Annotated in this window: 20 protein-coding genes; 3 read left to right on the forward strand and 17 right to left on the reverse strand. The window is 34.3% G+C overall.

The genetic code is table 11. The features are described 5' to 3' along the window. The first annotated feature begins 193 nt into the window (after positions 1-193). Positions 194-1,948, forward strand: a complete 1,755-nt coding sequence (locus ASG22_RS10580; protein WP_055983899.1) for an ABC transporter ATP-binding protein — start codon at positions 194-196, stop codon at positions 1,946-1,948. 50 nt (positions 1,949-1,998) lie between these two features. Here ASG22_RS10580 and ASG22_RS10585 read toward each other — a convergent pair whose 3' ends face one another. Further along, positions 1,999-2,661, reverse strand: coding sequence for a DUF4919 domain-containing protein (locus ASG22_RS10585; RefSeq protein ID WP_055983902.1), 663 nt, complete (start codon positions 2,659-2,661; stop codon positions 1,999-2,001). 228 nt (positions 2,662-2,889) lie between these two features. Here ASG22_RS10585 and ASG22_RS10590 point away from each other — a divergent pair, with 228 nt between their 5' ends. After that, positions 2,890-3,102, forward strand: a complete 213-nt coding sequence (locus tag ASG22_RS10590) for a hypothetical protein (RefSeq protein WP_055983906.1) — start codon at positions 2,890-2,892, stop codon at positions 3,100-3,102. Positions 3,103-3,160: 58 nt separating this feature from the next. Here ASG22_RS10590 and ASG22_RS10595 read toward each other — a convergent pair whose 3' ends face one another. Beyond that, positions 3,161-4,453 carry an MFS transporter gene (locus ASG22_RS10595; RefSeq protein ID WP_055983908.1) on the reverse strand — a complete coding sequence of 431 codons (1,293 nt, stop codon included), beginning with the start codon at positions 4,451-4,453 and terminating at the stop codon, positions 3,161-3,163. A gap of 112 nt (positions 4,454-4,565) precedes the next feature. Continuing rightward, a complete protein-coding gene (locus tag ASG22_RS10600) occupies positions 4,566-5,318 on the reverse strand; it encodes a DUF3575 domain-containing protein (RefSeq protein ID WP_055983911.1) in 753 nt (250 codons plus the stop codon). A 198-nt stretch (positions 5,319-5,516) separates the two neighbouring features. Between ASG22_RS10600 and ASG22_RS10605 the strand changes: the two genes are divergently transcribed. After that, entirely contained in the window at positions 5,517-7,601 is a 2,085-nt protein-coding gene (locus tag ASG22_RS10605) for a TonB-dependent receptor domain-containing protein (protein WP_055983913.1), read from the forward strand. 183 nt (positions 7,602-7,784) lie between these two features. Here ASG22_RS10605 and ASG22_RS10610 read toward each other — a convergent pair whose 3' ends face one another. From ASG22_RS10610 to ASG22_RS10670, 14 genes are all read right to left on the reverse strand, one after another. Further along, positions 7,785-8,786 carry a T9SS type A sorting domain-containing protein gene (locus tag ASG22_RS10610; protein ID WP_055983916.1) on the reverse strand — a complete coding sequence of 334 codons (1,002 nt, stop codon included), beginning with the start codon at positions 8,784-8,786 and terminating at the stop codon, positions 7,785-7,787. A gap of 280 nt (positions 8,787-9,066) precedes the next feature. Beyond that, entirely contained in the window at positions 9,067-9,270 is a 204-nt protein-coding gene (locus tag ASG22_RS10615; protein ID WP_055983919.1) for a hypothetical protein, read from the reverse strand. A gap of 280 nt (positions 9,271-9,550) precedes the next feature. After that, positions 9,551-11,047, reverse strand: a complete 1,497-nt coding sequence (locus tag ASG22_RS10620; RefSeq protein WP_055983922.1) for a serine hydrolase — start codon at positions 11,045-11,047, stop codon at positions 9,551-9,553. Positions 11,048-11,266: 219 nt separating this feature from the next. Next, positions 11,267-12,250 carry a phosphotransferase gene (locus tag ASG22_RS10630; protein ID WP_055983927.1) on the reverse strand — a complete coding sequence of 328 codons (984 nt, stop codon included), beginning with the start codon at positions 12,248-12,250 and terminating at the stop codon, positions 11,267-11,269. 55 nt (positions 12,251-12,305) lie between these two features. Continuing rightward, complete coding sequence (locus ASG22_RS10635; protein ID WP_238586900.1) at positions 12,306-13,328, reverse strand: RNA ligase family protein; 1,023 nt, start codon at positions 13,326-13,328, stop codon at positions 12,306-12,308. A gap of 7 nt (positions 13,329-13,335) precedes the next feature. Further along, positions 13,336-14,013, reverse strand: a complete 678-nt coding sequence (locus tag ASG22_RS10640) for a hypothetical protein (RefSeq protein ID WP_055983931.1) — start codon at positions 14,011-14,013, stop codon at positions 13,336-13,338. 60 nt (positions 14,014-14,073) lie between these two features. Then, positions 14,074-14,175, reverse strand: coding sequence for a hypothetical protein (locus ASG22_RS21665; protein WP_409991385.1), 102 nt, complete (start codon positions 14,173-14,175; stop codon positions 14,074-14,076). 4 nt (positions 14,176-14,179) lie between these two features. Beyond that, positions 14,180-14,275, reverse strand: a complete 96-nt coding sequence (locus ASG22_RS21670) for a DUF6892 domain-containing protein (RefSeq protein WP_409991386.1) — start codon at positions 14,273-14,275, stop codon at positions 14,180-14,182. Positions 14,276-14,318: 43 nt separating this feature from the next. After that, positions 14,319-15,254 carry a Kelch repeat-containing protein gene (locus tag ASG22_RS10645; RefSeq protein ID WP_131726185.1) on the reverse strand — a complete coding sequence of 312 codons (936 nt, stop codon included), beginning with the start codon at positions 15,252-15,254 and terminating at the stop codon, positions 14,319-14,321. A 398-nt stretch (positions 15,255-15,652) separates the two neighbouring features. Beyond that, positions 15,653-16,426, reverse strand: coding sequence for a hypothetical protein (locus ASG22_RS10650; protein ID WP_055983936.1), 774 nt, complete (start codon positions 16,424-16,426; stop codon positions 15,653-15,655). Positions 16,427-16,614: 188 nt separating this feature from the next. Further along, positions 16,615-18,240 carry a chaperonin GroEL gene (gene groL / locus ASG22_RS10655; RefSeq protein ID WP_055983937.1) on the reverse strand — a complete coding sequence of 542 codons (1,626 nt, stop codon included), beginning with the start codon at positions 18,238-18,240 and terminating at the stop codon, positions 16,615-16,617. A gap of 103 nt (positions 18,241-18,343) precedes the next feature. Then, positions 18,344-18,622 (reverse strand): co-chaperone GroES, encoded by a 279-nt coding sequence (groES, locus tag ASG22_RS10660; RefSeq protein WP_040997294.1) that lies wholly within the window; start codon positions 18,620-18,622, stop codon positions 18,344-18,346. A gap of 147 nt (positions 18,623-18,769) precedes the next feature. After that, entirely contained in the window at positions 18,770-19,492 is a 723-nt protein-coding gene (locus ASG22_RS10665; protein ID WP_055983944.1) for a hypothetical protein, read from the reverse strand. 54 nt (positions 19,493-19,546) lie between these two features. After that, a complete protein-coding gene (locus ASG22_RS10670; RefSeq protein ID WP_055983946.1) occupies positions 19,547-21,931 on the reverse strand; it encodes a M1 family metallopeptidase in 2,385 nt (794 codons plus the stop codon). Positions 21,932-21,951 lie beyond the last annotated feature (20 nt).

Consider the following 21,951-nt stretch of genomic DNA (forward strand, 5'->3'; position numbering starts at 1 on the left):
ACATATATTTGACGTGTCAGTTGGGGTTCAGAACGTATATTTTACGGTTAACGACCTCACCGGCTCATCTACCTCATAAATAACACTCATCAGAAATTTTCATCATGAATTCATGAACTTGTAAAGGCGGAGAAATTATAAAGTCTTATTTTTGCATAGAATTTTATTTTAATTCTTTTCTTCAATTCGTACAATGAAAAAACAAGATACCTGGGGAATTGTAAAGAGGCTGTTCTTTATCGGAATGAAGTTTCGTTCTTGGTTCATCCTTACTTTAATCATCTCCATCATACTGGCATTAGTTTCTACTTACAGACCTTATCTTACCATGCAGGTGGTAGATAATGACATCACAAAACTGAAAGATAAAGCTTTAATGATGAGGCACATCTATCTTTTGGTAGGATTAGTATTTGCGGAAACTATTTTAAACTTTTTCTTAGTCTATTTTTCCAATTATATTTCCCAAAATGTAATCAGAGATATCAGAGAAAGATTGTATAACAAACTGATTTATTTTAAAACCTCTTTCTTCGATAAAACACCAATCGGGCAGTTGGTTACAAGAGCTGTGGGTGATGTTGAAACCATTGCAACAGTTTACACAGACGGATTCCTGATGGTTTTCGGAGACGTGCTGAGAATTGTGTTTGTATTGGTGATGATGTTCAGCACCAATGTGCATTTAAGTTATATTACGCTGGCAATTTTACCGTTGATGGTTGTGATTACAAGATTTTTCCAGAAAAGACTGAAGACAGCTTTTGGTGACGAAAGAAACTGGACTTCCAATCAAAACTCTTTTGTTCAGGAAAGATTGGCGGGAATGTCAATTATTCAGGTATTCAACAGACAGGAATCTGAGTTTAAAAAGTTTGATGATATTAATATTACCCTGAAAAGTGCATTGCTGAGAACCGTTTTTATTTTCTCATTGTTCTTTCCTGTGGTTGAATTAATTTCCTCTTTATTCATCGGGTTTATCCTTTTCTATGGAGGATATATTACGATCAGTGCGGGGGTGGTGATTGCTTTTATTCAATATATTTCGATGTTAATTCGTCCTTTGAGACAGATTGCAGACCGATTCAATAATATTCAGAGAGGTATTGTCGGAGCTGAAAGGGTACTGGGAATTATGGATGAAGATTATGCGATGTCCAACAGAGGAACAGTGCAGAAAGATCACTTCGACGGAAAGATTGAATTCAAAAAAGTACATTTTGCGTATGACGAAAAACAAGAGGTACTGAAAGGAATTGATTTTAAAGTAAATCCCGGAGAAACCGTCGCAATCGTCGGTGCAACCGGAGCTGGAAAATCTACAATTATCAGTTTAATTACAAGATTGTATGATATTAATTCCGGAAATATACTCATTGATGATGTTGATTTAAAAGATTATGAATTGTATAATCTGAGAAGTCACATCGGAGTTGTATTACAGGATGTTTTCTTATTCCACGGAAGTATTTTTGAAAACCTGGCTTTTGGTGACGAAACCATTACTTTAGATAAAATAAAAGCGGGTGCAAAAGAAATTGAAGTCGATCAGTTTATCGAACAGCTTCCCGGTGGTTACGATTATGTGGTAAGCGAAAGAGGTTCGTCTATTTCTTTGGGGCAAAGACAATTATTATCGTTTTTAAGGGCTTATTTGTCAGATCCGAAGATTTTAATTTTAGATGAAGCGACATCTTCCATCGACCATGAAAGTGAAAAATTAATCCAACGGGCAACCGAAAAAATTACCAAAAACAGAACCTCAATTATCATCGCTCACAGACTTTCAACCATTGAGAAAGCCGATAAGATTATCGTCATGGAACATGGGAAAATCGTTGAAGAAGGAAAACATCTGGAGCTTTTAGATAAAAACGGATATTATTCCACTTTATACAAAGCACAGTTGAGACATGAAGTAGAACTTGAAGAGGAAGAAAAATAGTCTTAACTTATCATTATATTATAAGAAAAAAGTAGTTTGAGAATATCAAACTACTTTTTTTCTTGCATTACACTCACATCAAAATACATTCCCGGAACTTTATATTTATCTGCTTCAAATGTAATGTAGTCACATTTTTTATCAAAGCTTTGAGACGAACCCTGCATTTCAAAAATATTCAGAATTACATATTCATCAGAAACGGCAATGACATGGAAACCTGTTTCGCATTTCAGCCCGTCTCCCGAAGACATTATAGCTCCAAAAATTCCCTGAAAATTGGCAGATACTTTTGCCGCCATACTTTCTTCGCCGTTTAGATTATAGATATACGCCAGAAAATTCATCGCTCTTATGTTTAAAGGATCTTCAGCCAAAACTTCCCTGAACGTTTTTATAATTTTAGGATACTCTTTGGTGTCAGATTTTTCCTTTTTATAATATTCCCGAATCAGATCTTCATTTTTACTTATGTGTAAAGGATTGTATTTTTTCTGAAAAGTATATCCGTAATAAAGATGGCGATATTGTTCTACGGTAAAAACAGTATCATTTTCTTTCAGCTTTTTTAAAAGAGAGGGATAATAATATTCAGACTTCTTGTTTTCGATATTTTTTTTAATAAGATCATAATCCGGTGCAGAAAATTCCTGAGCATATAAGAAGAAGGAAAAACCGAGCATTAAAAATGTGAAAAATGCTTTATTATTCATAGTTGTAAGAAATTGTTGAAACTTTTATAAAGTGGTAAATCTAAGAAATCTGCTGTAATGATACGAATTTATCTTTCAGAGTTTGAATATTTTAATAAATTATTAACATATTGTTATATTTATATGAATAAATTCATTAACTTTAATGTGGATTTAAACGCGACCCCTAAAATTTGGTAGGGTGTTTGATAATAAATAGTAATTTTTTAACTAAATACATAAATACAGATGGAAAATATTCATGACGAATTTCAGGTTTTCAAAGATGAATTAAAAAAATTAAATATCGACGTACAAAAAGTAGTAAAAGTAGGAAACGGAAGTATGGATTTTCATGAGGTATTCTACAAATCTCCGAGGTATGAAGATATAAAAAGTGTATATGTACAGCGCCATAATCTGGATAATATTCTCCAGAAATTTAAGGAGGCTTATCATTAAAAATAAAAGTTTCGGCGCAGAGAATCTGCGCCGAAACTTTTTATATCCTTATAGTAAATTAATCTTTATCTAAAGTTGAAGTTTCTTTGGTGTCTTTCATTCTGGCATACACAACTAAAGAAAAGAAAATGCAGGCTGTAATATACCAGTAAAAATAATGCTCCACATTTTCCTGCTTCAGCCAAAGTGCCAGATATTCGGCAGTTCCTCCAAAGATTGCGACCGTCAAAGCATACGGTAATCCAACTCCCAATGCCCTCACTTCCGAAGGGAAAAGTTCTGCTTTCACCACAGCATTGATCGATGTATAACCGCTTACAATAATTAAAGCCGACATAATAAGGAAGAATGCACCCCACATTGAAGTCGTCATGCTTAAAGCATTCAAAAGGGGATAGGTGAAAACTGTTCCCAAAATTCCAAAACTCAGAAGCAAAGGTCTTCTTCCTATTTTATCAGACAAAGCTCCGAAAGCAGGCTGCAGGCAAGCGAAAATAAATAATGAAATAAACGAAATTAATGTAGATTGTTCTTTCGTAAGATGAACTGTATTCACCAAAAATTTCTGCATATATGTAGTGTACGTGTAGAATGCTAATGTTCCGCCCAGCGTTAATCCTACAACCGTTAATAACGCTTTTGGATGTTTTAATAATTCTCTGACAGAACCTTTTTTCTTTTCGTTGAGGTCTTTCTTATTTTCAAAAGCCTCAGTTTCATGAAGATTTGATCTTAAATATAAAGCAATTACCGATAAAAGAGCACCGATAAAGAAAGGAATTCTCCAACCCCAATCTTCCAGTTGTGATTCTGTCAGTAATAATTTTTGTAAAATCAATTGAATTCCCAGCGCAATTAATTGCCCGCCAATCAATGTCACATATTGAAAACTTGAATAGAATCCTCTTCGATTACTGGTTGCCATTTCACTGAGATAAGTTGCCGAAACTCCATATTCGCCGCCAACGCTTAAACCTTGCAATAATCTGGCGATCAATAATAGAATAGGTGCAAAAACTCCAATGGTTTCATAGGTCGGTGTAAGCGCAATCAGTAATGACCCGAATGACATTAATAAAACCGAAAATGTCATTGCTTTTTTTCTACCGATTCTGTCGGCAATACTTCCGAAAAGCCAACCTCCGACGGGACGCATCAGAAAACCAACCGCAAAAATTCCGGCTGTATTTAATAATTGTGCCGTAAGGCTTGAGCCCGGAAAAAAAGAATTGGAAAAATAAATACTGAAAGCTGCATATGCATACCAGTCGTACCATTCTACTAAATTACCAATCGAACCGCCAACAATGGCTTTGATTCTTTGGGCAGTGGTTATTTGTGATGAATTCATGAGGGAAAGATATACATTTTTTGAAATAATTAAAAGATGTAAATTCTTATAAAAATGACAAAGTAAAACCGCCCTTAAAAAGAACGGTTCAAAAATATTTAAATGAAAATGTCTAAAATCTATATCCCAGAGAAACTCCGCTTCTAAAACCAATCCACGGTCCGTCAATTTTTATTCTGGCTCCGTTGGCATTGGTTTCTACAGTATAATTTACGTAAGGTATATCAAGATCTTCAATTTCTTTTTTCAATTGAGCCTGCATATCGGGTGTCAAAACTACGTCACTTGTCATTAAAAAGTCACCTTTTCCGGCTCCGTAATGTGCTCCGGCAATCCATAAATCAAGGACTAGATTCCGACTGTTGGTAAGGAAGAACTGTGCTCCAACCATGATTCCTCCACTATTTCCATTGGCATTTCCATTACCTTTCAAGGGAATCTGATAGGTTGCTCCGCTGAATGAATAATCGTAATAAAAATCAAAAGTATTGGAAGTTACTTTTGAATAACGGTAATAAGGTGCTATATAAAATCCTTTTCCGTACCCTGCGCCCAAATAAAATCGTGGTTCAATGGTGAAATTAAAAGATTTCGCTTCAAGATTCTGAAATCTTTTTTCGTCTTCATCACTCAGAAAAACATTGATGAAGGGAATTTTTCCTTCAGGCATCACTCCGAATCCCATATTTAATGAAAACCAGTTCGTGAATGCTCTTTCATAAGAAAGATTAATATTTCTGAAAACATACGCTGTGACATTCGTTTTTATGATATTCATTTTTTCCGAAGGTTCGGCAGTTGAGGTTTCCTGTGCCTGCATCCCTGAGAAAATGAAGCAAGGAATGAGAAAGAGATATTTTTTCATGACTTTACATTTTAAGATTTGGTGATTACTGAAATCAAAGCAAAAAACGGGCAAAAAATTAATTCAATACACTTTTTAGTGAAAAATTAAGGTTCTGTTTATAAGATGTTTATATTTTAATGTAAAATTTTAATTTGATCTTAATGTAATAAATGTCGGATATTGACTGTCTTTATTATATTATTCAACTTTTCGGATATGAAAAAAACTATATGTTCTTTATTTTTTCTTTGTGGAATTTTTGTGTTTTCTCAGGAAAATGTAAAGACGGATACCATCGATACAACCAAAATAACAGAGATTCAAGGAGTAATTTTAAAAGCTCAGCGTAAAAAACAGTTTGCAGACAAAGCGGTGTATACTTTCGATAAGGAAGCGTTGGAAAAAGCCCGATATGCAAAAGATTTATTAGAAACATTACCGGAATTACAAATTGACCCGATCGCCAATACGTTGAAAAGTACGAAAGGCGGAACCACTTTATTTTTAATCAACGGAATTGAAGCCACCGATATGCAGATCCGAAGTGTTGCTCCGGCAGAAGTCGTGAAAGTGGAGTATTATGATATTCCTCCGGCGAGATGGGCAACGAGAGCAGATGTTGTGGTGAATTTAATTACACGGTCCACAGAAATGGGCTATGTTTTCGGAGCAGATGTAAGTTCGGCTTTGAATACAGGTTTTGTAAACGGTTCTGCATATGTTAATTTTACTAAAGGAAAAAATAATTTCGGATTAGAATATTCGATTAATTTAAGGGATTATGACAACCGAAAAGTTCACAGTATTTATGATTACTATTTAGATGGAAGTCATTACCGAACGGATGAAAATAAGACGGATCATTTCGGATATACCTTTCAGAATGTTGCTTTGAGATATACCAGAATGGTTGCTGAAAATTATGCTTTTCAGGCGAAAATGAATGTGGATATTTTTACAAGTTTCGTTAAAGGAAACGGAGGTAGTATTTTTACAAAGGACAATGTTCTGGAAGAACATGCGATGATGAAAAACGGCTCGTCTGATTATACAACGCCGACTTTAGACTTATATTTTTCGAAAAATATCGGTAAAAAAGATGAATTCAGTGTGAATGTCGTGGGATCAAGCTTTACAACAAACACGGTAGAATTTGCAAAAGAATGGGTTATTTCTTCAGGAAATTCCGTTTTCGATAATGATATGAATCTTCAGACCAAACAGACAGGAATTGTCGGTGAATTGGCACATACGCATACTTTCAAAGTGGGAAAATTAGCATCCGGATACCGGGTTTCCAATACTAATATTTCTAATGATTTGCAGAATCTTTCCGGTTTTTCAGAATACAGTGTCAATTATTTAGAACAATATTTTTATACTGAGTTTTCTGGGAAAATTAAAAAATTCAGTTACCGATTGGGAGCAGGTTTAACGAATATTCATAATAAAAGTGCAGAAAATACTTTTGATCAATGGTCATTTACCCCGAAAATAATTTTAGGCTATCAGTTAAAAGATAATCAGAGCTTGCGTTTTACGAGCAGTTATCGCCCGATAAGCCCATGGAGTGCGGCTTTGAGCAGCAATATTGTACAGATGGCGCCAAATATTGTGCAGAAAGGAAATCCGTTTTTGAAGTCTCAGCAGATGTTTGCGAATAATTTCATTTATTCATACAACAATAAATATTTTGATTTTAATGCGAATCTATTTTACAGATATACCGACAAAACGATCAATCAGTATTATGTTGCCGATGAAAATTTCGGATATGCTTTAACATATGAAAATGCTAAAAACTCTCAACAGTTTGGAGTACAATTATCGGGTTCTTATAAACCGTTCGGAAATAGTTTATTGATAGCAAAATTGAATTTGACTCCCGCTACGGAAACGATCAGAACGAGTAACGGAGCTTTAATTAAGAATAATTATCTGGCGAATAATCTGGTTTTGTCTTCGGAATATAAATCTTTCAGCCTTCAATATCAGTTGAATATTCCAGTGTATACGCTGAATGGGGCTTTTTTAGCTACAAACGAAAATCAGAATCATATTTTTGCTAATTACAAAAAGAAAGAATGGACGTTCAGAGCAGGAATGTACTGGATCGGGATGCCTTCTGAATATAAAACCAAAAGTTTGTCTGAAAGCTTAGTAAATTACAGCCGTGTTAACCAGATTATGAACAACAAATCGATGTTTATTGTAGGGCTAAGTTATGATTTTTCAAAAGGTAAAAACATAGATTTACAAAAGAAACTGAACAATTCAACGGCTCCGGCTGCGACTTTTTAATTTTTAGATTTAATCGTAAAAAATCCGCCCAGAAAAATTTCCGGGCGGATTTTGTTTTTATTTGAAGCTATTCCCGCTTTCCGTTGCAATCTTTTTTTCAAAAAAGGATTTTCACTGCAATCGGGGCTAAAGTTTAGTCATTCTTTTTAAAGTTAGAGACAAACTATGTAGGATTATAAACTTTTATTTTTTGATGAATTTCGAAGTTTCTGCTTTTTGGTCTTTTCCTGAAACTTCAATGAAATAAGATGAAGAAGGAAGATCTGAAACCTGTACTTTTCCTGATTTTAGATCTGATGTTTTTACTAATTTTCCGTCTAAACTGTAAATTTTCGCGGTTGAATAATTTCCGTTTTCTCCTTTAAACTCGATAAAATCCTGAGCCGGATTTGGATATATTTTCAATCCTGTCTTTTTTGCAGCAGATTCTCCTGTTGACAATGTTATCAAATTCAAAGCTTGTGCAGCATTTGTCGTCTGATTGTTGATTCCTAATGCCGGAACATTGACAACGGTTTGTATCGTTGTTAATAAAGCAAATTTATGAGAACTGTCATAATAAGAATAAGATGTATTCGTAATGCTTCCTATTGGGAAAATAAACGTTGTATCGTTAGGTAAATGAAGATTAAAAACCTGAACAGATTTAATCCTCAATACATTGTTAAAAGTAGATGATCCTAACAGTAAAGTCCCCCATGCATCACCAGATAGAGTAATTGTTCCTTTACATAAACCGTTCGCAGCAGAAGAGGTGAATGTTCCCTGTGCCTGATCTGTTTCGGAATAACCAAAAGCTGCAGGATAGGAAATAAATGTTCCGTTATTGGTAGAAAGATTCAGCGTTGCATCAGAAGTCACCAATCCTGTGATTTCTAATTTTGAGGCTGATTGTTTGTAATAAATGGTACTTCCGCCGCCTACCATTTTCAACGTAGAGCCTGGAAAAGTTGAAATTTCGCCTGCCGTTGGAGTAGAATAGGTCGTCGGAGCAGCAGCACCTAAAGCCAAAGATGCATTGCTAAACGTTACATTTGCTCCTGTTGCAGAATTATTCGGGGTTCCGCTCACGTTTAAATAACTTGCTGTTTCACCCGCAAGAGGATCGTTAAAAGCTTTGGTAATTGTAGCTTGAGCCGAACAAAGTCCGTAAGCTGCCAGCATAAAAAATAGAGTTGTTTTCATGTTTTTAATTTTCGCTAAAGGTAAATAAAAACAAACCTTATTTATGTGATTTTAAGTATAATTAATTTATTAAAATAGATACAGTAAAAAATTGCTCAAGAGATAAAAGCAGTTATTGTATGTATTAGAGGTGCTTTTAATTAATTCGGACTGATTTTTAATAAAACCAATGACTCATTTAAGAAGTTTTTTGAAATTACTGAATCTGTAACCTGATCCAATTCAAGATAAAAAGTAACGCTAATATACCTATAATGTAAAGTTGAACTTTATTGACTTTCTAAGCTCCGAATTTCCAGACGAATATCCGGTCTAAAATAATGATGATTAGAACAGGAATTAATCCGAATAATATATAAATTCCTGCCAGACCATCCTGCGCAGAAACACTGTTGAAGGCAACGATCGAAAAAATTATTCCGATAATAATGGCGAGTATTCCTAAAGCAAGAAATACGGTAAGTTTGGAGATGAAATTTTTCAAAGAATTTATTTTATGTATTTCAATTGTTCATTATAAAGTCCGACTAACAAGCTGTTTCCGTCTTTATCTATTTTCGATTTCCTTTTCTGTGAGATTGCTGTGACGGCTGATGATGTGTATATCTTCCTGCTGAATGTTTTTCATGGGTCTATTTTGTGCTAATGAAAAATAACAGTTCATTAGGGTATTGGTATAACTAAACTACGAAAAAATAATAAACCGCTTTGAAAAACAAAACGGGTTACTATTTTAGCTCAGTTCTGAGATAGAGCTTTTAATTTTATTGACCCAAAAGTTTTTCGATTTTAAGAATCATTTCTTTCGCATTGGTATTTTCAGGATTTAATTCTAAAGATTTTTGATACATTTTAAGGGCATCTTCTTTTTTACCATCTTGAAGTAATGCTTCACCATAACTGTCGAATATATTTGAACTTTTTGGAAAAATTAATGTTGCCAAATGGAAAACCTGTAAAGAATTTTCATTTTTTTGAAGTCTGAGAAATTGATAGCCCAATCGGTTAAAATCTCTTTCCGTTGCGTTATAACTTTCCGGGTTTTTTAAATATCCTTCGATCAGCTGATTCGCTTTTTCTTTATTTCCACTTTCCAATAAACTGCCATAGATTCTTGAAAGATTTTGTACAGGAATTGCATACATTTTGTTATCAAGTATTTGAAAAACGGTATTGGATAAAGGAAAAACGGAAGTATTTCCTGTATTAGATAAAAGAATCACAGTTTCATTTTTCTTAAGATTATGAATTAAAATAGAGGTCAATCCGGTAATAAACCCATCATGAAAGACAATTTTTCCGTTGCTTTCATCGGTATACATTCCCCATCCTAAACCGTAACTTATTTCTTGCCCATCTATTACGTAGGTTACTTTTTTCCCATCGTTGAGTATTGTCGCTGTTAAAGCTTCTTCTAACTCCTTATTGCCTAAAATTTGGTAAGTAAATAATGCATTTTGGTGTTTTTGTAAGTCTAAAGCGGTGCTTACAATTCCTCCATTTCCATAAAAGTTGCTTCTTTCAACGATTAAAAAAGTTTCTTTTAAGCTATTTGTATTCACAAGATCGGTCGAGTAAAAGTTTGGGTAGGTGTACAATTCTACCTGATTTACACTTTTCACTTTCCTGTCATTCGGAACAAATGAATTTTTCATTTTCGCAGGCTTGAAGATATTTTTCTCTAAATAATCAGCATAACTCATTCCTGATACTTTTTCGATAATCAGTGCGGCAATGCAAAAATTTACATTGTTGTATTCCCATTTGCTTCCGGGTAAGAATGAAATTGGTGTTTTGAAACGAATGAAAGTCGGTATAATATCAGAATTGGAAATGATTTTTTCCGGCTGTTCTTTGATAATCACATCGAATAAATTATACTCTTGTGCCAATCCTGAAGTATTATTCAGCAATTGTTTGATGCTGATATTTGGATAAGGAAATTCCGGAAGATATTTTTGCACCGGATCATCAATCTTGAGTTTTCCTTTTTGTTTAAGCTGAAGTATTGCTGTTGCAGTAAATGTTTTTGTAATGGAAGCAATTGGGAATTGAGAAGTATCGGAGATTTTTTCTTTCTTTTCGATGTTAGAAAACCCGTAAGTATGGGAAAAAATGTTTTCTCCGGATTTGGAAATGACAACGCTGCCATTAAACATCTTATTGTTGGAGAGTGTTGAAAAGAAATTATTTATTTCCTGCCCCGAAATAGTATTAACGAAAAAAGCAGTTAATAAAATCAAAAAGAATCTTTTTTTCATATTGTTTTAATTTTAAAACAGGTCAGTAGTTCCTGATTTAATAGTAAGACAGTTTTGCAATGAATTGTATTACATTTTTGATCATTACAAAAAACCGTTCTGTAAAAACAGAGCGGTTTTATATTATGAAGAACAATAGAAATTTCTTTCCGAAGTTGCAATGTGAGGTTTCTTTCTGCGTAAAATATATTTCTATAAATGAAATTAAGATTAACAAAATTACTTTTTTGATTCATAATAATCCATCCAATTTCTTATTCTTCCGACAAACATTTTAAGATAATTTTCCGTGAAAAATATATTAGACCAATCAAATCTTTGTGCCTGTACCCCAAGATAAAATATGAAGATAGATGCTCCTGCCTCGGGAATTAATTGAATTTCTTTCTCAGATAAACCTCTTATTTGTTGGTAGCCATTTAAAAAACTTTGCACTTTATTTTCATATTTTTCTTTATCTGATTCGATAAAAAATAATTGTTTGCAAAAATAAGCGACATCTAAAATAAGTTCTCCATTTCCACAATTATCAAAGTCGAAGATCGTAATCTCATCTTGATTATTTACACTTAAATTGTCGTACCAAATATCGAGATGAACTATTCCTTTCTGATGTTCTGCCCAATTTGCTTCTTCGAAACTTTTTGATATTTGATTTCCAATTTTCCTGATGTATTGCATTTCATCCAAATCTTCAGAAAAGAAAGAGATCATGTGATGATAAGCCTGGTGTAGAAGAACTTCGGAATTATAATCTGTTCTGTTGATTTTTTTACCTGCTGTTATGGTATGAATTTTTGCCATCAACGAACCGACAGCAAAGCAGGATTCATTACTCATGAATCGCATTTTCTTACCTTCTGCAAATGTGAAAAGTACGGCATGTCGCACACCTTCCGGAGCATTGATTTCCTGGATAAAGTTTCCTTCTTTATCGGGAATGGGATATGATACCGCAAGGTCATTATCTTTTAGTAAGAGTAAAAGTTCTAATTCTTCCTGAATTTCAGACTTCGTTCTCCAGTTGTGACAGTAAATGCGAGCAAAAAATTTTGTCTGACTATCAGAAATAAAATAGGTGTGATTAACGCCTGTTCTGAACAATTTACAATCAATATTTTCTTCTAACGGATATTTTTCTTTTATAAATTCAGCTAATGCGGTTTCTGATACGATGGAAGCTATTACTGGAAATGCAGACATTTTTTAAGTGTATTTTTTTCGGCTAAATTTAAAATGAGTGTAAAGAGACTTTATTTTATAAACTCATTATTTTATTAATCTCAGCATTCATTCTTTCAACAATCCATTCTTTTTCGTCAGAAGATAAATCATTTAAAAGATGGTCGTTGTTTTCATTAAAATCTGTAATGACGTCTTCTAAAAATTCTGTTTTAATTTCAGAAACCCGAAGCTGATTGTTCAGATCTAGCGTACCTATTTTAGATATTGCACTTTTTAATCTGTTTTGAGTGACGTAGTTTCTCAATTCTTCTACGATAAAAGACAAATCTTCTGTTTTAGAGGAAATATTGGGGATGAACGACCATTTTTCTGCCTCATGGAATTTCTCTTCTTCATCGAATTCAGGATTTTTTAATTTGATGATTGGTCTTGAAAATGGGGTGTGATCTTTCTGATTGAAAGGTTTTATCACAACACCTTCAATTAAATTATTTTGTAACTCAGGGAGGTTGAATTCTTTAGGAATAGAAGAATTGATTCTAATATTGAAGTTCATCGCTTCGTTGAATTTTCCGATCAATAATGGCTGTGCATGAAATATTTCAAACCGATTAAAATAAGCTACTGAAGTTTCATAATCCAAATAATATTTGGAACCTGAACCATCGGTTTCAATAGCAATATCGAAAGCACAGAATTCAATATTTGGAGTGTAATATACGCCGGTCTGAATTGCATGGAGATCTTTTTCAGGATTGACTTCCGGATGAGGATATTTGCCACCGAACAATTCTCCGTAAACAATATATTTTTCTCCGGTTATTTCTTTGCTTAATTTTTCGAAAAGGGGGAGTATATGATCTTCTAATTTACTAACCACCAATTGGAAACCAAAAAAATTGTCTGTCCAGCTGAGGTATTCTTTTCTTTTGGCAAATTTCAAATTGCTGTTTTCATAAACAAAACTGAGGTTGGCTCCATGAACTTTTTCCGTAACCACCCATTTTAATTTTTCCATTTTGGAAAAATCGCTTTCGCTAAGACCTAATTTTTTTAAGTTGTTGGGCATTTTTTCATACCCTGAAAATTCACTCATTGTTTTTTTATTGATAGCTTGCTACTTGTTCTTTTAACCAGGATACACATTCTTCTGCTTTATCTACCGGCAGAAAATCTTTATAGTTATTCAACTTATCCAGAAGTTCTTCATAATCTTCAGAATCATATCTTTCTTTTGGGTCATCTTCCATTCTTATCAATTCTTCATAACGGAGTTGGAATTCATAAATTTCTTCTGCATAATAATCGGCAATAATTTTCGGTGATGAGGCATAATCAGAAAGAAGATAGTCTTCAAAATAATGGAATTTGCCTTTATACTGATAATTTAATACTCCTTCTTTAATTTCGTATTCATCAATATTATCAAAATAATACACGCAAAACAAAGCATCTTCTAAATAAATAGACAAATTGCTCATAAAATCTATATAATCATTGCCGCCAGGACCAGATTTACTCTGGCCTTGTATCTGTATATATATTCCAGGTTTTTTAAAATTGATTATTTTATCTTCGTAATACATGGCACATCTTTCTAATATTCCATCATCGGAAATTACAGCAAAAGTATTGTTAAAAATTCCCCATTCACTTGTGTGAATTCGTTCATCAGCATATTTTTCTAAAAATTCTTTCTCTTTTTCTTTTTTTACCTGCAAAATAGCGCCACCTAAAATTACTCTTGGTTTTAACTGCGTTACTCCATGTAATTCTCCCATCTCTATGTAATTTATGTTAAATATTCCATGACGCTTTAAATTTCTGTTTTGCCACTCTTTTTATAGAGGAACGGCTTCGATTCCTTTTAGTTGAAGATCTTCATATACTTTAGGATCGTTGCTGAAAAGTGTCATTTTCTTTAAGTTCGGGAAATGTTTGATATCTTCATAATTTCAATGTTAAAAAATCATCTTCGCCATCCCAGTAAGGTGTGATGTTCATGTAAATGTCATTTCCACCGTTTTGGTATATTTGAGTGATCTATGTAGTAAAATTAATGAAAAGTCTTTGATTAATAGATACTTTAATTTGATTGGTCATGAGCGGAGAGTGCTCCTTCACTAATATCCGCAACCTGAATATTTTTAATGGCTGATTTGGTTGAAGATGTTGTACTTCCGCCAATAATGTATAATTTATCGTTATATACTTCCGCGGCGGCGTGTCTTCTGGGAATCATATTGGATGATAACTGATATAGTTTATTGGTCTCTGTATCGAAATAGGCCAAAAAAGTTTGATTATTATACCCTTCTGCAATAAAAATCTTATTACCGGATACCGCTAATGAATGTCCGGATATCGCAACTGGCATCTTATATTGCTCAGTCCAAAGATTTTTGTTAAGATCGAAAACATTGACCAGACGGGAAGACGTACCGTTGAAACCACCAATGACATACAGCTTGTCATTCACAATTTTGCCCCTTGCTTCTCTGGCGGTGGGCATCTCGGGTAACTGATTCCAGGTATCTGAAGCAATATCATAGTATTGAAATCTGTTGGAAAATACAGTGGTTGCGGCATTGTTTAGTCCGCTGCCGCCGAATACATATATTTTTCCGTCGTGGATAGCAGAACCTGCATTTCCTGTGTAGGCACGATTAACAGCTCCCTTGGTTATTTTATTAGTTTCAAGGTCCAGAATTTCAAGATGGCTGTTTCCCCAACCGTTAAAGATATAAATTTTATTATCGTAAGTCTCCGAATTGGCGAATTTTCTAGGAAGCAACTTAGAGTTGATGATACTCCAGCGGTTGTCTTTAATATTGTATTTCTCAATAAGAGTTGCATTACCATCACTAACTTTATAACCATTACTCACATAGATATTATCATCTACAATGACACTGCTTACAGCTCCTCTGCCCATAGACATATCCGAAAGATGTTTGAAATTTAGGGTTTGTGCATTGGCTAAGCATAAACCGAAAAGTGAAAGGAGAAATGATTTTTTCAATGGTGCTGAGGTTTGGTTTAATTGATTTCTAAAGATAGTTAAAAAGTTACAGATCGGAAATTTGAGCTATCTCCTGGGTTTTGAAAGGTTTGTAAAGTGCTGAAATGTAATATTTTGTACTTGATTGCCTCTTCGGACTGGTTGAACGTCTCTTCGGAACACTTGATTGCTCTTTCGAAACGTTTGAATGCCTTAGCTAAATACTTGACCTCTTCAACATAATGCTTGAATGCCTTCACAAAGCTCTTGATGTCTTCAACGAAGAAGTTGGAAGTCACGTTGAAATGATTGAAGGTCTTTTCGAAATGGTTTTTCGTGGCTTTTTTGTGTTTGTGACATTTAGAAAAAAACTTTTGTAGCTGTTAAGTCACGGATTTTAAATCTGCGAAATCTAGTTATTAGTCTAATATCTTTTTCATAATTTCAATTGCTTCAGAGTGAGAGTCTTTGGTATTATTAAATTTTTTTCTAAAAAAATAAAATATAGCGTTGTTATACATTGGAAAACTAATAAAAATATATTCAGACGTTTGATGGAAAAATTCAAAATGTGGTTTCTTCGTTTTAAAAATTATTAAAGAGTTTAAATTTGATGATTTATTTTTTATAGAAATATTTCGCTGAATAAACTTGAGATTACTCAATGCTTTAAAAGGGTTCATCTCCCAGAAATGATTCATCCAAGAAACAGGAAGTGTTCCAAAATCTGAGAAAGGTTCATTAGCGTATTTTATGTATTTTAACCTATTAGAAAACACTTGAAGTTTATATTCCAAAATCTCAAGCCACCGGATAATATTTTCTAAATCATTATTGTCGTAATATTTATTTTTTTCAAGATTTTCTAAAATAAGTATTATTTTTTTTTCAATTTCTGCTAAAATTGAATTATTGCAATTATTACATGCTGGGACAACGCTTTTTAAATAAGAAATGGTTTGCTTATTGGTTTTTATTTCGAATCCAATATTTGTTTTATTTTGAAATAACCATTTTGGAAGAACATGCTCTTTTGTTAAATTCTTTTTCGCTTTACAAAATACACAAATTTCCGAGCCAACATTTAATATTGCTGGATGAAATCGGTAAAAAATATCTTCGGCTATTTCTGACCCATGCTTTCTAAAATTTACTCTAATAGGAATGAATAAAGAATTTATTTTTTTTGACATTTTTTGAGAATTATAACTATTTTAAGCTTTGTTTCTTTTAGAAATTTTGTGGAGCAGTTTAGATTTATGCTAAAATTAAAAATAATGATTTACTTTTTTCATAACAAATGTATTTTTAATATTAAAAGTAAAACCGCTCAGAAAAAATCTGAACGGTTTATATATTAAATTGCCTCGGTCGCTGACCGTTACATCATTCCTGGCATTCCACCACCCATTGGCATAGCTGGTTCTGCGCTCTTCACTTCAGTGATCACACATTCAGTGGTAAGAAGCATTCCAGAAACAGAAGCTGCGTTTTCAAGGGCAACTCTTGTTACTTTCGTAGGGTCGATGATTCCTGCTTCAAGCATGTTTACATACTCGTCAGTTTTAGCGTTGTAACCGAAGTCACCTGTACCTTCTGCTACTTTAGCTACGATTACAGAACCTTCACCACCTGCATTGGCAACGATTTGTCTCAATGGCTCTTCGATTGCTCTTTTTACGATTTTGATTCCTGTCGTTTCGTCAGAATTGATTCCTGTAAGATTTTCTAATGCAGCGATAGCTCTTACCAAAGCAACACCACCACCTGCAACGATACCTTCTTCAACAGCTGCTCTTGTAGCGTGAAGTGCATCATCTACTCTGTCTTTTTTCTCCTTCATTTCAACTTCAGAAGCTGCACCAACGTAAAGAACGGCAACACCACCGGCTAATTTAGCCAATCTCTCCTGCAATTTTTCTTTATCGTAATCAGAAGTAGATGTTTCCATCTGAGCTTTGATTTGTGCCACTCTTCCTTTGATTTTGCTTTCTTCACCACCACCGTTTACGATTGTCGTGTTGTCTTTATCGATTGTTACTTTCTCAGCAGTTCCCAACATATCGATAGTAATGTTTTCCATTGTGAAACCTTGCTCTTCAGAAATAACAGTACCCCCTGTAAGGATTGCGATGTCTTCCAACATTGCTTTTCTTCTGTCTCCGAATCCTGGAGCTTTTACCGCGGCAATTTTAAGAGAACCTCTTAATTTATTTACCACTAAAGTTGCTAAAGCTTCCCCTTCAACTTCTTCAGAGATGATTAATAAAGATTTACCACCTTGAGCAATTGGTTCAAGAACAGGAAGCAATTCTTTCATTGAAGAAATTTTCTTCTCTACTAAAAGGATGTAAGGATTTTCTACCTCAGCAACCATTTTCTCAGGGTTTGTCACGAAATAAGGTGACTGATAACCTCTGTCGAACTGCATACCTTCTACAACATCAACGGTTGTATCGATACCTTTAGCTTCTTCAACTGTGATAACTCCTTCTTTACCTACTTTCCCGAAAGCTTCAGCGATCAAAGATCCGATCGTTTCGTCGTTATTTGCAGAAACTGAAGCTACCTGCTTCACCATTTCTGTAGAATCACCAACAGTTTTAGACTGAGACTTCAAGTTTTCAACTACAGCAGTTACTGCTTTGTCGATTCCTCTTTTCAAATCCATTGGGTTTGCACCTGCAGCTACGTTTTTAAGACCTTCTCTTACGATAGCCTGTGCCAAAACAGTAGCGGTAGTAGTACCGTCTCCTGCAATATCATTGGTTTTGGAAGCAACTTCTTTTACCATTTGCGCTCCCATGTTTTCTACTCTGTCTTCAAGTTCGATTTCTTTTGCAACAGAAACACCGTCCTTAGTTACGTGAGGTGCACCGAAAGATTTTTCGATTACTACGTTTCTACCTTTTGGTCCTAACGTTACTTTTACTGCATTAGCCAATGCATCAACCCCTCTTTTTAAAGCGTCTCTTGACTCGATATCGAATTTTATTTCTTTTGCCATTTTGATTAGATATTAGATGTTAGATGTCAGAAGTTAGACATTAACATTGTTTTTAATTTGATTTTTTTGAATAGTCTGAAATCTGGTGTCTGTATCTGGAATTCTATCCGATAATACCTAAAAGATCTCCTTCTTTTACAATTAAATAATCCTTTCCTTCCAATTTCAATTCAGAGCCTGAATATTTCCCGTAAAGAACTTTGTCACCTACCTGTACCGTTGTTGGCTCGTCTTTTTTACCAGGACCTACTGCTACTACTGTACCTTCTTGTGGTTTTTCTTTTGCCGTGTCCGGAATAATAATACCTGAAGCTGTTTTAGTTTCGGCAGCGATTGGTTCAATCAGAACTCTGTCTGCTAATGGTTTAAAGTTTACTGACATAATATATTTAATTTTTTAATTATTCTGTGTTGTAATTGGCTAAATGTGTGCCATCGGTTTTACTTGGTTGAAATGGCAGAATTTATTTTTAGGGAGTGGAAATTTTGGCAGAAAAAAAGTTTACCGACTGGGTAAACTTTCTTGATTTTATTTAACAGTTTCCATAACCATTTTTCTACCATTGGAATCTATTTCCTGTTTTAAAACTTCTCTTGTCGCAACATCAATATAATAAGTAACAATCGTTTTTCTATCCTGGATATCATCTGTCGTTTTTACGATCCAGACTTTTTTACCATTCAATTCACCTTTGTTTACGTCTTCAATATATGCTTTTACGACTCCTTTTTTTGCTGCCGGATTATAATCGAAGATCGGCATTTCTGTGGAGTAGTGTTCTTTTAAAGGTAAAAATCGTATTAATCCGGGATAAGAATTGCTGTCAAAATATTCAGTAGAAATTTTTTCATCAATTTGGTCTTTCTTCTGAGATTTTTTGTCTAAATAATACCCTGTTGCTTTATTTTTTTCAAACTTTAAAGTCATATCTCTCATCATATTATAAGAAGAATGATAGATCGGCTGAAAATTTGAAATCTTCACCAACGTAGAATCTACCCAAGGTTTATCAGGTGCCTGATTCATTTTTACCGTCGTTTTAATAAGAAGCGTTGTCTTGTCTACTTTTTTTACTTCATTGGTAATTTTACCGATTTCCATTTTTTGATCACCCTGTTGAGCATACCAAATGGCGTTGGATGTTTCATCTTTAATGAATTTGGATTCAAGTTTTGTATTGCTTGGAGTAAGCGTTTTCTGAGCAAAAAATTGGGCGCTGCTCATTACTAAAAGGATCAGAATTATTCTCATGATTTTTTTAATAATAAGTAGTGCCCTTTATGTAAAAGTTACATTACTTTTCTGTTATTTTTTCCCGGCGGCCTGCATCGGGTTTACTTTTCCGTTAGAACCTCCTCTCACGTTTCCGCCTTCTTTTTGTTTGAATAAATCGAATTTTGAAACCTGCGAAGTTCCGCCGTCGTTGCTCCAGAAATTGTTTGAAGTATCAATATCGGCAGTTTCTCTCATCGGATCCAACTGAATTGATTTTACTTTTTTATCAAAATAATACGTTTTAGAAGCTTTCTGCTCGTTCAGTCTCCAAATCTGTGCAGATGATTTATCTTTTAATTTTGTTCCATCTTCAAAAGTAAATTCAAGGATAATCGGCATTACCAAACCACCCTTGTTTACAAAATCAATCTGATAAGCCGTTAGATTTTTAAACTTGTCTTTTTCTTTTTGCGTTAAAGGTTCGGTTCCGTCAAACTTAGAAGTATATTCTTTGTTATTATCCACTTTTTCCTGACCTCTGTCGTATCTGTAATAGAAATCCTGAGCTTCTTTGTCTTTGTCTACGTAGAAAGTGATGTTTTTATCTTCTCTGTTTCTGATTTTTGAAATATCTTCAAACTCATTCACTGCAGGTTTGTCTACTTTATATTTGTTTTCTTTTGTTTCTCTTGGTACTGTGTTCAAATCAGGAGTTGCAACCATTACTTTATCGATGGCAATATCTACAGGATCTGTTCCGTAAAACCAACCTCTCCAGAACCAGTCCAAATCTTCACCGCTCGCATCTTCCATTGTTCTGAAAAAATCTGCCGGTTCAGGATGTTTGAAAGCCCATCTTTTGGCATATGTTTTAAAAGCTTTGTCGAAAAGTTCTCTTCCCATGATCGTTTCACGAAGAATATTCAATCCTGTTGCCGGTTTTGAATACGCATTCGGACCAAACTGTATGATGTTTTCAGAGTTTGTCATAATCGGTTCCAGCTGATCTTTCGGCAGTTTCATATAATCTACAATCGTCCATGCCGGACCTCTTTTTGACGGAAATTTGTTATCCCATTTTTCTTCAGTAAGATATTCCACAAAAGTATTTAAACCTTCATCCATCCAGCTCCATTGTCTTTCATCGGAATTAATAATCATCGGGAAAAAGTTGTGACCAACCTCATGTATCACTACGCCCAACATCCCATTTTTAATCCCTTCAGAATACGTTCCGTCTTTTTCTGTTCTTCCGTAATTGAAACAGATCATTGGATATTCCATGCCGTTTGCCGCTTCTACAGATTGTGCCACGGGATATGGATAAGGAATCGTAAATTCTGAATAGGTTTTGATGGTATGCGACACCGCTTTTGTTGAATATTTTCTGTATAAACCGTAAGCTTCTTTCGGGTAGAAGCTCATTGCCATTACTTTATTGTTGTTTTCAGGAATCGTAACGCCCATTCCGTCCCAAACAAATTTTCTTGAAGAAGTCCATGCGAAATCTCTTACGTCGTTCGCTTCAAAAGTCCATGTTTTTCTTTGTTTTGAATGATTTTTTTCTGCTTTTTTAGCTTCATCCAATGTCACAATTTCTACAGGTTCAGTTGAAGTTTTAGACTTATTATATCTTGATAATTGATCCGATGTTAAAACCTGATCGTAGTTTTTACATTCTCCGGTTCCACCGACAACGTGATCTGCAGGAACGTTCATTGAAACTTTAAAATTTCCGAAAACCAAAGCAAATTCTCCTCTTCCTGTAAACTGATGATTCTGCCATCCGTGAAAATCGCTATAAACGCACATTCTCGGATACCATTGAGTCATGGTGTAAAGATCATTTCCATCTTCTGCAAAGTTTTCGTAGCCACCACGACCGCCCATTTTTATTCTGTTGGAAATGTTATAATTCCAATCAATTTTAAAAACAAGTTTTTCGCCTTTTTTAAGAACTTTAGGTAAATCAATACGCATCATGGTTTTGTTTACCGTGTATTTTAAAGGATTTCCTGAAGCGTCTGTTACTTTTTCAAGATTTACTCCATACCCGTTATCTGTTGCCGGAATATCAGATACTTTCAATTGCTGATCTGTCGAAGCTTTTGGTAGAGTAGAAGATGAAGGGAAATCTGCTTTTTTTACGTTTGAAACCTGATTTTCATCCAACTGAAGCCAGATATAATCCAGTTCATCGGGAGAATTATTGTAGTAGGTAATCGTTTCAGAACCTTTTAAGTTTCTTTTGTCTTCATCAAGATAAGCATTGATATCATAATCGGCTCTATTTTGCCAATAGCCATGACCAGGCGCACCTGATGCAGTTCTGTAAATATTGGGTGTAGGAAGAATGGTTCCTAATTGTTCAAATCTATTTCCGTGGTTGCTTCCCGGATTGTTCTGAATATTTTGTGCGGTGAAACCTGTATAGGCAAATACAGAAAGTGAAAGTATGGCAACTTTTAGCTTCATAACCGAAATTGTTTTAAGGA

It is taken from the genome of Chryseobacterium sp. Leaf405 (genome assembly GCF_001425355.1).
Classification (GTDB): domain Bacteria; phylum Bacteroidota; class Bacteroidia; order Flavobacteriales; family Weeksellaceae; genus Chryseobacterium.

Excerpts from the sequence above, each read along its gene's own strand:
- ASG22_RS10580 (WP_055983899.1), top strand. The coding sequence starts at position 194 with ATGAAAAAACAAGATACCTGGGGAATTGTAAAGAGGCTGTTCTTTATC.
- ASG22_RS10585 (WP_055983902.1), bottom strand. The coding sequence starts at position 2,661 with ATGAATAATAAAGCATTTTTCACATTTTTAATGCTCGGTTTTTCCTTC.
- ASG22_RS10590 (WP_055983906.1), top strand. The coding sequence starts at position 2,890 with ATGGAAAATATTCATGACGAATTTCAGGTTTTCAAAGATGAATTAAAA.
- ASG22_RS10595 (WP_055983908.1), bottom strand. The coding sequence starts at position 4,453 with ATGAATTCATCACAAATAACCACTGCCCAAAGAATCAAAGCCATTGTT.
- ASG22_RS10600 (WP_055983911.1), bottom strand. The coding sequence starts at position 5,318 with ATGAAAAAATATCTCTTTCTCATTCCTTGCTTCATTTTCTCAGGGATG.
- ASG22_RS10605 (WP_055983913.1), top strand. The coding sequence starts at position 5,517 with ATGAAAAAAACTATATGTTCTTTATTTTTTCTTTGTGGAATTTTTGTG.
- ASG22_RS10610 (WP_055983916.1), bottom strand. The coding sequence starts at position 8,786 with ATGAAAACAACTCTATTTTTTATGCTGGCAGCTTACGGACTTTGTTCG.
- ASG22_RS10620 (WP_055983922.1), bottom strand. The coding sequence starts at position 11,047 with ATGAAAAAAAGATTCTTTTTGATTTTATTAACTGCTTTTTTCGTTAAT.
- ASG22_RS10630 (WP_055983927.1), bottom strand. The coding sequence starts at position 12,250 with ATGTCTGCATTTCCAGTAATAGCTTCCATCGTATCAGAAACCGCATTA.
- ASG22_RS10635 (WP_238586900.1), bottom strand. The coding sequence starts at position 13,328 with ATGAGTGAATTTTCAGGGTATGAAAAAATGCCCAACAACTTAAAAAAA.
- ASG22_RS10640 (WP_055983931.1), bottom strand. The coding sequence starts at position 14,013 with ATGGGAGAATTACATGGAGTAACGCAGTTAAAACCAAGAGTAATTTTA.
- ASG22_RS10650 (WP_055983936.1), bottom strand. The coding sequence starts at position 16,426 with ATGTCAAAAAAAATAAATTCTTTATTCATTCCTATTAGAGTAAATTTT.
- groL (WP_055983937.1), bottom strand. The coding sequence starts at position 18,240 with ATGGCAAAAGAAATAAAATTCGATATCGAGTCAAGAGACGCTTTAAAA.
- groES (WP_040997294.1), bottom strand. The coding sequence starts at position 18,622 with ATGTCAGTAAACTTTAAACCATTAGCAGACAGAGTTCTGATTGAACCA.
- ASG22_RS10665 (WP_055983944.1), bottom strand. The coding sequence starts at position 19,492 with ATGAGAATAATTCTGATCCTTTTAGTAATGAGCAGCGCCCAATTTTTT.
- ASG22_RS10670 (WP_055983946.1), bottom strand. The coding sequence starts at position 21,931 with ATGAAGCTAAAAGTTGCCATACTTTCACTTTCTGTATTTGCCTATACA.